This is a genomic window from Caloramator mitchellensis (genome assembly GCF_001440545.1).
Classification (GTDB): Bacteria; Bacillota; Clostridia; order Clostridiales; family Caloramatoraceae; genus Caloramator; species Caloramator mitchellensis.
Genome location: NZ_LKHP01000012.1, coordinates 46,772 through 59,239, shown reverse-complemented (window position 1 = coordinate 59,239; position 12,468 = coordinate 46,772). Strand labels below are relative to the sequence as shown.

Genomic DNA, 12,468 nt, shown 5'->3' with positions numbered 1-12,468 from the left:
CGGTAAGTAAATTTTACTTATCCCCTGCTCTTCTTTTTATAAGCCTTATATCTTCTCCAATAAACTTGTGGAGAATAAATGAACCCAAAATTCTTGATTTAATTCTTTCGGCATAAATTGAATCAAAGTCCTCTAGTGGAAGGTTTGTAGATATAACCATTTTTTTATTTTTCAGTAGCCTTGTGTTTATGATGTTAAACAATTCAAGTTGCGAATAACCAGTGTGGTTTGGTTCTGTCCCAAGGTCGTCAATTATTAAAAGGTCACAGTCTAATATATCGTCAAGAACTTCTTTGTTTGAATTCTCATCGTATTTTGCGCTCTTTATGATATCCATTAAATTTGGCGCTGTCTGATAAATTACAACTTTTCCTCTATCAAGCAGGTCCTTTGCTATACAGTGAGACAAAAATGTTTTACCAAGTCCAGAACTTCCATAAAAGAATAGATTATCTTCTGTTAAATCGAAATTATTTACAAAATTTAAGCACGATGTAAATATTCTTTCCATATTCTTTCTTGGTGAAATTTTTTCATCGGGGTAAATTTCACTTGAATAATAGGATATATTAAAGGTATCGAAATTTTCTCTTTTAATTATTTCCTTTAGATTTGATTGCTGATATAGTTTATCTATTAATTTTTGTTTAAAGCATGAACATTTTTGGTTACCAATAAAGCCTGTGTCATTACATTTTGAACATATATATTTTATTTCAAGAAAATCAAGAGGGACTTTATGAAGAGATAATAATTCTCCCTTTTCTATTCTTAAGCTAGTTATTTTTTCTCTTGTTTGATTTATTACTTCTTGATAGTTTGAACCGTTAACAACTGCCATTGCCATTTCGACTCCAAGCTTTTTAATTTTTTCATCGATTTCTCTAAGCCTTGGAATTTTATTATATACTTCTCTTTGTCTTTCCTTTTGCATTTCCTTTGCCTGATTTTGTAGCTTTTCGTATTCTTCTAATATTTCAAGGACTATTTTACTTCTCAACATCGTCACCCCTTCCTAAAAGGTCCCTTTCAAGTTCTTTTATATCATACTTTCTCTGTCCACCATAGCTGTTGAAATAATTTTGAGTTTGTTTTGGGGTTGTTTTTTGCTTTCTATCGTATTTTTTTACCTTGTCAATTGAATCGATTTTGTTTTTGTGCCAATCGTTTAATACAGCATCTATATAGCTAAAATTGATTTCATTAATTCTTTTTACGCATATTCTGCATGCCTCTTTTATTACATCATCGGATAATTGATACTTATAAATCCACTTTTCCAAAAGCTCCTCCTGTGGTTTTGATATTTCCATATCCTTTATACCCATAAAGTTTAAAATATCCCTATATTTTGCCCATTTTTCCTCAAATGATTTTAGAAACTTTTGTGCATCATCAATAGTCTTTACATCATTATCATGCCACGAAATTGCTACTCTTTCTATGTATCTAATATCTGTTTTTTGTTTTGATACACAATATTCAACAAGAAGGTTAACAACTTCTGGGGTAAATTTAAATTCATCTATAAAGCTCAAAAATGTAGTTATTTCTTTTGTAGATAGAGGTCTTGATAATAATCTTTCAATATCTTTTAATACAGATTGTTTAGTCAATTCAAGGTTGTTTCTTCTGCTATATGAAAATGAGATAGACCCATCTTTATTTATTGCTAAAACTTGATTTTCTTGAAGGTATTCTATTGCTCTTATTACATCTGTTTCAATGATACCGAGAAAATTAGAAATATTGGATGTAGATGTATCAATGCCATCGAAGGCAAATTTTAATAGAAGAATATAAACCTTAAGAAAGTTACCGTCTATTTCCTTTAAATTCTTTTCTAAAAATTCATAAGGCAATGGAATATAATCGAGCATTGGAGAGTTCAGTTTAATGTTTGGCATAATTAGCACCTCTTTTTTTGGACTTGAATATATTATAACAAGTTATAAAACATTAAACAAATAGAAATATATTACTCTTTTTTGCATAAAATATACTATGTTGCATTTACTTTTTAATTGGTGTATACTAATAAATGTGAGTGTCTGAGAAAGGGGGAAAAAAGGTGCAAGATGGTGATAAATTAAGAATTTCTCCAATAAAGGCAAATTTTAGCGAGATTTTGAGTAAAATCGACAAATTTTGGGTAATAGGACTAATTGCTGGTTTATTAGTAGCGACATTTAGCATTGACATAAACATAGATAAGGAATCTGCCTACATAGTAAAAGTTAATGGGCAAAAGATTGGTGCAGTTAAGGGAGTAGATGTTTATAATGACGTATTAAGTTCAATAGAATTAACAGATGGTAAAAATAGTTTAGAAAAAATATCCTTTGAGAAAATTAATTTTTTAAAGACAGATTTTTTAAGTAAAGACGAATTAGAACTTAGCGTTAGAAAAGAATTAGGGCTTAAAGCAAAAGTTGTTGCAGTTAAAATCGATGGACAAGAAGTTGCAAGAGTAAAATCACAAAAGGAATATGAAAAATTATTAGAAGATCTAAAAAAATACTATTATCCAAAAGTTGATGGTGAGATTAAAATAATTTCAGCTACTATAAGAGAGAAAATTGAGCCAGACTTTGTTTGGGATTATTATAAAAACACGCAGGATATAGACGATGTAATTCAAAAAATTGCTGATGGACAAATGTTAACTCAAGAATATGAAGTAAAAAAAGGAGATACAATTTGGGATATTTCTCTTAATAACGATATCTCGATTGAAGATATTAAACTTGCTAATCCGGATTTGAATATAGATAAAATACAAATTGGGCAAAAGATTAAATTTATTAGAAAAAAGCCATATGTAAATGTTGAGATTGTTGCACAAATTAACGGCAAAGAAGAAATTCCTTATGATACAAAGAAAATAGTAGATAAAAATATCAAAAAGGGAATTGAAAAGATTAAGGAAAAGGGACAAACTGGTCTTGCATATATCGAAAAGAAGGTCTTTATTGTTAACGACAGCGTTGTTCAGGAAGATGTATTAAATACTGAGGTATTGAAAGAGCCAAAGGATGAAGTTTTAATAGTTGGTGGTAAGGCTCATAGCGGATATGTTGCTTTTTCGGGGGGCTTTATCAGACCTTCTAGAGGAAGGCTTACTTCGGGATTTAAATTCAGATGGGGAAGAAGACATGAAGGAATAGACCTTGCATCTCCAACTGGAACCCCAATTTATGCAGCAGCATCTGGAAAGGTTATTTATGCTGGATGGAAAAGCGGCTACGGCAAGTGCATTATAATTAGCCATTCTAACGGATTTACAACTCTATATGGACATGCAAGCAAATTATATGTAAGCATTGGAGAATATGTAAACAAGGGTGAAAAAATAGCTGCTGTTGGTAGCACAGGCCGTTCAACAGGTCCACATCTTCATTTTGAAGTTAGGAAATATGGAACACCAGTAGATCCACTTAAATATATAAGATGATAAAAACACCTTTAATATCAATTTTATATTTTTGGTTTTACGTTAATAGTAAGGATGGGTATTTGATCAAATGCCCATCCTTAATTGTATTATGAATACCATGGGCTATGCCCGCGGTTCTGAAGAACTTATAGCAATGAGAAGATTATAAAAAATCAATTACAAGAAGATTTAACATATGACCAAATAAGTTTGAAAGAATTCATAGACCTGTTTACGGGTGAGCCTGTGGAAAAAGACAAAAAATAAACCCCTTTAGGGGTAGCCTGAAAAAACTATGCTGTTGGAAGATATTTCAGGGTGTCTTTAGACACAACCAGTAATATGCCCTTATAGGGCTAATGCAAACCACCCGTTTTACGGGTTGTTATGATTTTCGACATGCATTACATTAAAATGATAAACCCAATTTAGAAAGATTAATAAGCTCAAAATGCTTAGTATGATTTCAAATATCTGCTAAAAAATCAAAGGTGGTCAGGATTCATTTAGTAATTTATTTATTTTTCATGGAAATTTAATTATTAATAAAACTTCGTATTTCGTTTAAACCTCCATTTAAGATATTTTTATAATGGATTTGCCTATCTACTAAGTTAAAGAATAGCATCTTAACAAGAATTGACAGTCTGTCCTAATTGTTAAACAATTCAAGAAGTCAAGAAATCAAGTGAATGTCACCAAACCTTTGCCCTGAGAGTATTTGTTTTCGCCAAGGCTTATGGTAGAGAGGCAGACGACTGACTTCATGTCTTTAGGAGTGAGGGTAGGGGTTTTTTCAAGCATAATAGCACAATATGCGGCAACAAAAGCAGCTGCGATTGAAGTTCCTGATTTTATAGTGTAAAATGAGGCTATGTGACTGCTTTTACCTGGAAGATATGTTGTATCTGAAGATAAACTCGTAATATTGCTCGATAGCATAACAACATCAGGCTTTGTTATCTTATTTGTGGTTGGTCCTCTCCCAGAGTATGATGCAACTTTGCAGCTTTTGATATTACCGCTGCATTCGGCACCGCCCACTGTTATAACCTCTTCTATATTTCCCGGGCAATTGATTGAAAAGCTCTGTGGTCCGTTGTTTCCTGCTGCTGCAACAACTATTATATTTTTTGATATAGCAGTTTTAATAATCAGCTCAAGAGGATTGATTATAGGGCTTATATCAAATTCAAATGGAAGTGTAATTATTCTAAGGTTAGTATTTGAAGACATACTGATTAAAATATCGATGCCCTTAACGACATCTGATAAGAAGCCTTTTCCTGTAGTATCAAAAGCCTTGATCATATAAATGCTTGAATCGGGTGCGATGCCTTCAATGTTAGTTGTATATTTATTTGCAGCTATACAGCCAGATAAAAAAGTTCCGTGACCATTATCATCGTATGGTTTATCAAAGCCGTTTATAAGGTCTTTAAAGTATGCTATTGTGTTTCTTTTGTTTATAAGGTCGGGGTGAGGATAAACCCCTGTATCGATAAGTCCAATTCCTATATTTTTTCCTGTTAAACCATATACATTAATAATGTTAGTCCCCATTATTTTATGTGCGTTTGTAAGGCAGAGGTTTCCCTTATAGTCATAGCATATAAAGGAAACCTCAGGATATTCAGTTAAAGCATCTATTGACATTGGTGAAAGTTCGCAAGAAATTGCGCTGATGTTTTCATATTCCCATTTTATTTTTCCATTGGAACTTAAAACTTTGCTCTTTATTTTGTTTGTGTTTGATTTGATAAGAATAATAACGGGTATTTTATTTTTAATGTTTAATTTCATGAACTGCTTAAGGTGGGCATCTATCTTTCTATTAATAAAGAACATAATATCCCTCAAAAAATTTATGCACTATATTATATGCAGCGAATTAGATATTGTTACTCGAAAATTCATAAAAAGCTCGTGCTGCCGGGGACAATGTTCTTTTGTTGTGGAATATCAAATAAATGTCTCTATTTATCTTAAAACCATCAACCTCTATCTTTTTTACAAGTCCAGTTTTAGTATAATCTTCGCAGGCATATTCGGATACAATTGAAATTCCAATTCCATTTTTAACAAACTGCAATACTGCCTCAAGGCTGGACACTTCTGCGAAAACCTTTATTTTTTCTAGACAACCTAAATTATCCATATATTTTTCAAAAATATTTCTTGTAGCAGAACCCTTTTCTCTTAATATAAATCTTTGTTTTAAAAGTTCTTCAAGAGACGTGATATTTTTAACTTCCGGGCTTCCGATAATAATAAGATTATCATCTGCAATTTTTTTATATGTAAGCCTATCGTCTGCCAATACTTCTCCAACTATTCCTATCTCAGCCTCTCCCTTTATAATGTAGTCGATTACGTTTTTTGTGCTCTCTTCCTTTACATCGAATTCTACTGATGAATAATTTTCATGGAATTTCTTTATTAAAGAAGGAACCAAAAATCGACAGGGAGTTGTAGATGATGCAATAGTTAATTTGCCTGTTATTTTTTTCTCAAATTCGGATATAGAAAAAACAGCGTTATTTCTTATGTTTAGAAGGTTTACCGCATAGTCTAAAAATATCTTGCCAGAAGGAGTTAAAGTTACTTCCTTGCTACTTCTGTCAAACAATACCGTATTTAGCTCCTTTTCAAGATTTGAAATGTGTGCACTTATGGTTGGCTGGGATAAGAATATCGCATCTGCTGCCTTAGAAAAGCTTTTGTATTTTGCTACATTAACAAATGCTTCAATTTGTTTAAAATCCATCAATCCACCCCCAATTTAATAGTAATTCATTTTATTAATAATTTCAATACAAAAGATTAATTATTTAAATAAAAGATTTAAGGTAAGCTTTTACATAAAATGAAAATAAAAAGTAGTTACAAAAATACTTTAATAATGATATAATAAAAGTTATGGATTTGGATATTTTCTTTTACATAGATATAGAAAAGGATGGTTGTAGCATGGATAAGTTGTTGATTGAAGGTGGAAAAAAGCTAATAGGAGAAGTTAATATAAGCGGTGCAAAAAACGCAGCTGTAGCAATATTACCAGCAGCACTGCTTGCTGATGATGGAGTTTGTAATATAGATAATATTCCTTTTATACAGGATATAAAATGCCTTGAAAACATATTGATTGATATGGGGGCATCTTTAACTTCTGAAAGAGATGGACATGTTAGAATAGACCCTAATACTTTAAGGACTCATGTTGCACATGGAGAGAGCGTAAGGACTATGAGGGCTTCATATTACCTTTTAGGTGCCCTTCTTGGAAAGTATAATAAAGCTGAAGTTGAATTTCCAGGCGGTTGTTCAATAGGTGTAAGACCAATTGACCAGCATATAAAGGGGTTTGAAGCATTAGGTGCCAAGGTTAATGTTGAGCACGGATTTATAAAGGTAACTGCTCCTAATGGATTAAAGGGAGCTAATATATATCTTGACGTTGTATCTGTTGGTGCAACTATTAATATAATGCTTGCAGCTACAAAGGCGGAAGGACTAACTGTAATTGAAAATGCAGCAAAAGAGCCCCATGTGGTTGATGTTGCAAACTTTTTGAATTCAATGGGAGCTAATATAAAGGGTGCTGGAACTGACATTATAAAGATTCATGGCGTTAAACATCTCAGAGGCTCCGATTATTCAGTTATACCAGACCAGATAGAGGCAGGAACGTATATGGTAGCTGCTGCAATAACAAGAGGGGATGTGCTGATTAAAAATGTAATACCATATCACCTTGAATCAATGAGTGCAAAGCTAATCGAAATGGGAGTAAATATCGAGGAATATGAGGACTCAATAAGAGTATTTTGTGATAAAAGACCAAAGGCTGTCAATATAAAAACTCTTCCATATCCAGGCTTTCCAACGGATATTCAACAACCATTTACAACGCTTTTATCCGTTTCAGAAGGAAGAAGTATTGTTACAGAGAGCATCTGGGAAGGAAGATTTAAACACGTTGATGAGCTTAAGAGGATGGGTGCAAATATAAAGGTCGAAGGAAAAATAGCAGTAATAGACGGAATAGATAGACTATCGGGTGCAGAAGTTATGGCAACAGATTTAAGAGCTGGCGCAGCATTAGTTATCGCCGGCCTTGCTGCAGAGGGAAGAACAACAGTAACCCATGTAAGACACATAGATAGAGGATACGAAAAAATCGAAGAAAAGCTTAGAAAATTAGGCGCAAGCATCATAAGAATAAGCAATAGATAGTGACATTCACTTGATTTCTTGACTTCTTGATTTGTTTGACAATTAGGACATGTTGTAAATTTTATGAACCCCATGAACATTTTACAATTGGCATTCACAATAAGCCTTAAATTATTTTGTTTTTGACTTTTCAACCATCCGTAATTTTATAAACTAATTATTGTAGTAAGTCAAAAAACAAGAATGAAAAGCATATAGGCGTTATTGTGAATGCACATAATTTGTTTATGGGGTATTTTTATTTTAAAATATTCTTGATAAATCTTTTTAAATTATTTTATTCTTGCAACTTTACTCTTTATAGCAGCTTCAAAGACTGCTCTTGAAACCTCTCTTTGAACCTTCAAATCAAATGGTTTAGGGATTATGTTTTCTTCAGTTAGTTCATCTTCTTTAATTGAATTTGCAATCGCCATGGCTGCAGCTATTTTCATATCTTCGTTAATTTCACTTGCTCTTGCGTCAAGTGCACCTCTAAATATTCCTGGAAATGCTAATACATTGTTTATTTGGTTAGGATAATCGGAACGCCCGGTTCCAACTATTCTTGCGCCGCCTTTTTTTGCATCTTCAGGAAAAATTTCAGGCGTTGGGTTTGCCATAGCAAATACAATCGAATCATTACTCATGTTTTTTACCATTTCAGATGTTAATACATTAGGAGCAGAAACCCCTATAAAAACATCTGCATTTTTTATGACATCTATAAGCTTACCCTTTTCGTTATTTGGATTTGTAATCTTTGCAAGCTCCATTTTTGCCTCATCAAGATTTTGGTCAGTTGAAAGGGCACCGTGTTTATCGCACATTATTACATTTTTAGCTCCATAGGATAATAGAAGTTTAGCAATAGAAGTGCCAGCTGCACCAGCGCCGTTTATAACTATTTTTAAACCTTCTAAATCTTTTTTAACTATCTTAAGTGCATTTATAAGGCCTGCTAATACAACTATTGCAGTTCCATGCTGGTCATCATGAAAAACAGGGATATCAAGCTTCTCCTTGAGCCTCTTTTCTATTTCAAAGCATCTTGGAGCCGAAATATCCTCAAGGTTAATACCGCCAAATCCAAGAGAGATTTTTGAAATAGTATCAACAATTTCATCTATGTTCTTAGAATCTATAACTATTGGAAAGGCGTCAACATCTGCAAACTTCTTAAACAGAACGCATTTTCCCTCCATTACAGGCAAGCTTGCCAAAGGTCCAATATCTCCAAGTCCTAATACTGCAGTCCCGTCAGATATCACGGCTATGGTGTTCCATTTTCGGGTATATGTGTATGCAAGATTGGGATTTTTTTGAATTTCTATACAAGGCTGTGCTACCCCAGGTGTGTATGCAAGGGATAAATCATATGAATTATCTACTTCTACCCTTGAAATTACTTCGATTTTCCCCTTTACTCTTTCGTGAAATTTTAACGCTTCTTCATAAATTGACATTTTATCACTCTCCCATAATATTGTATAAATACAATTCTTGTCATTTTTTGTTGATAGGCAACGAATTTTAACATATAATATTTTAAAGAAACAAATAAAGGGTGATTTTATGAAATTAGATAAATTAAAATACATGTCATTTTTAATAATTATATCTATATTTTTACAGGTATATTATACAAAGTTGATTTCGGATAATTTCTACAGACAGGTGGAAAAACAAAGACAGATAGAATTAAAACAAAAGGTCGATATGGCCTACAACACTATTTTACCTATAATAGAACAAAAAAGGCAAGGTAAAATATCAAAAGAAGATGCAATAAAAGAAATAACAACTATCGTTAGAAGAATGACATATAGAGATGAATATTCAAATAACTATATTTTTATGAGCGATTATAATGGAACATATCTTGTGCAACCATTTGAACCTTCTAAGGAGGGCACAAATCAGTGGAATTATCAGGATATTAAAGGGAAGTATGTTATAAGAGAACTTGTCAAAGCTGCTAAAGAACATCCAGAGGGTTCATTCGTTTCGTATTATTTATATCCACCCAATTCGCAAAATTACGAACAGAAACTATCATATGTTAGAGGAATACCGGAGATTGAGGCCTATATAGGCACAGGAATGTATATTCAAACTACATTTAAAATGATGTTTCAATTATTAAATAAAATGAAAATATCACTCGTATTGATATTAATTTTTTCATTTTCACTATTTATGATTTACATTTATAGACTAAGAGTGGATAATAAAATGCTAAGTGAAGAAATCGAGAGGAGAAAAGTGGTCGAAGCGGAATTAGTAGAAGAAAAGAAAGAGACAGAATTAAAAAATATATATTTGAATGCGTTATTTGAAAATTCACCTGATGCAATTGCCGAATTTGATGAAAATGGATTAATAGTAAATGTTAATAAAATCTTTGAGGATTTGTTTAAGTATAAAAAGGATGAATGTATAAACAAGAATTTAGATTATTTAATTGCAAAAAATAATGAGGAGATATTATCTGCAGAGGAAATCTTCAGAAAAGGTTATTTAGTTATCGAAGGACAAAGATACAATAAATATAATAAACCTATAGATGTAATAGCTAGAGGACTGACTATTAAGATAGATGGCAAAATAGTTGGAGGGTATGCAATATATACAGATATAACAAAGCAGAAAAAATATGAAAAAAAATTAGAATATATGAGTTTTCACGATGCTTTAACTGGTCTATACAATAGCAGATATTTTTACGACAAAATAATTAATGGACTTGATATTAAAGATTCAGTTAGTATTCTCATGGCAGATGTTAACGGATTAAAACTTGTTAACGATACTATGGGTCATTTCTACGGTGATAAATTGCTAAAATCATTTACTAAAATATTAATGATATCTAAACGAAAAGAGGATTTAGCGTTTAGAATAGGTGGTGACGAATTCGTCCTTGTTATGCCTAATACGCCTAAAAAAGAAGCAGAAAGGTTAGTTGAAACATTAAATAAAAATATAGAAAAATACAATAATAATGTTAAGGAAAAAATATTAATGCTAAGCGTTGCACTTGGTCTTGCAGAAAAAGCAAATGTAAATCAAAGGATACAAGACATAATGAAGGAAGCCGACGATAATATGTATAAGAAAAAATTAATTGAAAAAGCAAGTTCAAAAAATCAAATTTTAAATGTATTGCTTGCTGCACTTGGTGAAAAGGATTACGTAACTAGAGGACATACTGATAGGGTAAAAAACATATGTATTGCAATTGCAGAAAAGATGAACTTAAATGAAATACAGAAAAACAACCTAATACTTTTATCACAGATGCATGACTTAGGAAAGGTTGCGATTCCAGATGAAATACTAAACAAAAAAGAGCCCCTTACAAAAGAAGAGTGGGAAATACTTAAAACTCACCCGGAAAGGGGATATAGAATAGCAATATCCTCTCCAGAACTTGCTGGTATTGCAGATTATATTTTAAAGCATCACGAAAGATGGGATGGAAATGGCTATCCGTTTGGATTAAAAGCTGATGAAATACCTCTTGAATGCAGAATACTTGCAATTGCTGATGCCTATGATGCAATGACAAGCCTAAGGCCGTATAATAAGCAAAAGACTCCGCAACAAGCAATTGAAGAAATAAAAAGATGCTCAGGGACTCAATTTGACCCACAAATAGCAGATATATTTACTAAAGTTATTAGTGTTGCTTGATTTCTTGAATTATTTAATAAGAATATTTTAAAACATTTTCTGTTAATCTCCATAAATGGTTTCTTATGTTTAAGAATCATTTATGGAGATTATATTTTTAATCAAAGTATTGACAAACTATAAAATTATGTTAAAATGAATATTGTTAACAAATGATAATGAATATCATTACAAAGGAGGACTAAAATGAAAAAAATATTTGCAGTAATATTATCAGCAATACTAATTATGAGCATTTTTGCAGGTTGTGCAAAACAGACTCAAGAGACAAACGCAGAAAATCAAAAAAGAGTTGTTAATACAGTTAAAGGTGATGTTGAAATACCATCCAATCCAAAGCGTATAGTTGATATATCCGGCTCAAGCGAAATACTTTTGATACTTGGATTCACTCCTGTAGCTACAGCAAATACTGACCCATACAAACCGACCGAGCTTGCTACATACTTGAAGGATAAGTTAGGCAGTTCAAAAATCGTAGGTTTTTACATGTCCGACACCATGGATGTTGAGGGTATAATTCAAACTGAACCAGACCTAATAATAATGAGCCAAAGACAAGAAAAGATATATAATCAGTTGAAGGATATTGCACCGGTTGTTATGCTAAAGGAATATGACAACGACTGGAGAGGCAAAATGACCGATGTTGCAAAATTACTCGGAAAAGAAGACGTTGCAAACAAATGGCTTGAGGAATACGATAAAAAGGCACAGGATATAGCAAATGAAATAAAATCAAAAAAGGGCGAACAATCATATTTAACAGTTTTGGCAAGTGCAGGACAGTTCTATGTTTTCAGCGACGCTGGAATTGGTGCGATGATATACAACGATATGAAGCTTAATAAGCCTGCAAACCTACCAAAGCAAGAAGGAATAAGCCTTCCGGTTGTTACATTAGAAGGCTTGTCACAAATTGACTCTGATAATCTAATCGTTATAGCAACAGAGGCTGACAAAGCAAGCCTTGAATCAAGTTCAGTGTTTAAAAACATAAGAGCTGTCAAAGAAGGCAATGTTACATTCCTAGATAGCACTCCATATTTTGGACAGGGTTATGAACCTATTGGAAAGGAATTATTGCTGGATTTATTAAAGGAAGAATTGATTAAATAATA

At 32.3% G+C, this 12,468-nt stretch carries 9 protein-coding genes and 1 pseudogene; 5 read left to right on the top strand and 5 right to left on the bottom strand.

Translation table 11 applies throughout. The features are described 5' to 3' along the window. Positions 1-13: 13 nt before the first annotated feature. Positions 14-1,003, bottom strand: coding sequence for an ATP-binding protein (locus ABG79_RS09555; protein ID WP_057979249.1), 990 nt, complete (start codon positions 1,001-1,003; stop codon positions 14-16). After that, on the bottom strand, positions 990-1,907 hold the full coding sequence (locus ABG79_RS09550) for a DnaD domain protein (RefSeq protein ID WP_057979248.1): 918 nt from the start codon (positions 1,905-1,907) through the stop codon (positions 990-992). Before ABG79_RS09550 ends, ABG79_RS09555 begins: the two co-directional genes overlap by 14 nt. Positions 1,908-2,071: 164 nt before the next feature. Here ABG79_RS09550 and ABG79_RS09545 point away from each other — a divergent pair, with 164 nt between their 5' ends. Continuing rightward, positions 2,072-3,454, top strand: a complete 1,383-nt coding sequence (locus tag ABG79_RS09545) for a M23 family metallopeptidase (protein WP_057979247.1) — start codon at positions 2,072-2,074, stop codon at positions 3,452-3,454. Between the two features lie 138 nt (positions 3,455-3,592). Further along, positions 3,593-3,703, top strand: a pseudogene (locus ABG79_RS12695) (IS200/IS605 family transposase); the annotation flags it as partial. A 417-nt stretch (positions 3,704-4,120) separates the two neighbouring features. Here ABG79_RS12695 and ABG79_RS09540 read toward each other — a convergent pair. Beyond that, entirely contained in the window at positions 4,121-5,284 is a 1,164-nt protein-coding gene (locus ABG79_RS09540; protein WP_057979246.1) for a S8 family serine peptidase, read from the bottom strand. Between the two features lie 43 nt (positions 5,285-5,327). Next, entirely contained in the window at positions 5,328-6,203 is an 876-nt protein-coding gene (locus tag ABG79_RS09535) for a selenium metabolism-associated LysR family transcriptional regulator (protein ID WP_057979245.1), read from the bottom strand. A gap of 203 nt (positions 6,204-6,406) precedes the next feature. On the opposite strand from ABG79_RS09535, the gene ABG79_RS09530 reads away from it, so the two are divergent. Continuing rightward, positions 6,407-7,672 (top strand): UDP-N-acetylglucosamine 1-carboxyvinyltransferase, encoded by a 1,266-nt coding sequence (locus ABG79_RS09530; protein WP_057979244.1) that lies wholly within the window; start codon positions 6,407-6,409, stop codon positions 7,670-7,672. Between the two features lie 272 nt (positions 7,673-7,944). Here the strand turns inward: ABG79_RS09530 and ABG79_RS09525 are convergent, their stop codons facing one another. After that, positions 7,945-9,117 (bottom strand): NAD(P)-dependent malic enzyme, encoded by a 1,173-nt coding sequence (locus ABG79_RS09525; protein ID WP_057979243.1) that lies wholly within the window; start codon positions 9,115-9,117, stop codon positions 7,945-7,947. Between the two features lie 109 nt (positions 9,118-9,226). On the opposite strand from ABG79_RS09525, the gene ABG79_RS09520 reads away from it, so the two are divergent. Together ABG79_RS09520 and ABG79_RS09515 are read left to right on the top strand one after the other, a co-directional pair. Continuing rightward, positions 9,227-11,347, top strand: coding sequence for a cache domain-containing protein (locus ABG79_RS09520; RefSeq protein WP_057979242.1), 2,121 nt, complete (start codon positions 9,227-9,229; stop codon positions 11,345-11,347). A 186-nt stretch (positions 11,348-11,533) separates the two neighbouring features. Beyond that, the gene (locus ABG79_RS09515; protein ID WP_057979241.1) at positions 11,534-12,466 is read left to right on the top strand and encodes an ABC transporter substrate-binding protein; all 933 of its coding nucleotides are present in this window, start codon (positions 11,534-11,536) and stop codon (positions 12,464-12,466) included. Positions 12,467-12,468 lie beyond the last annotated feature (2 nt).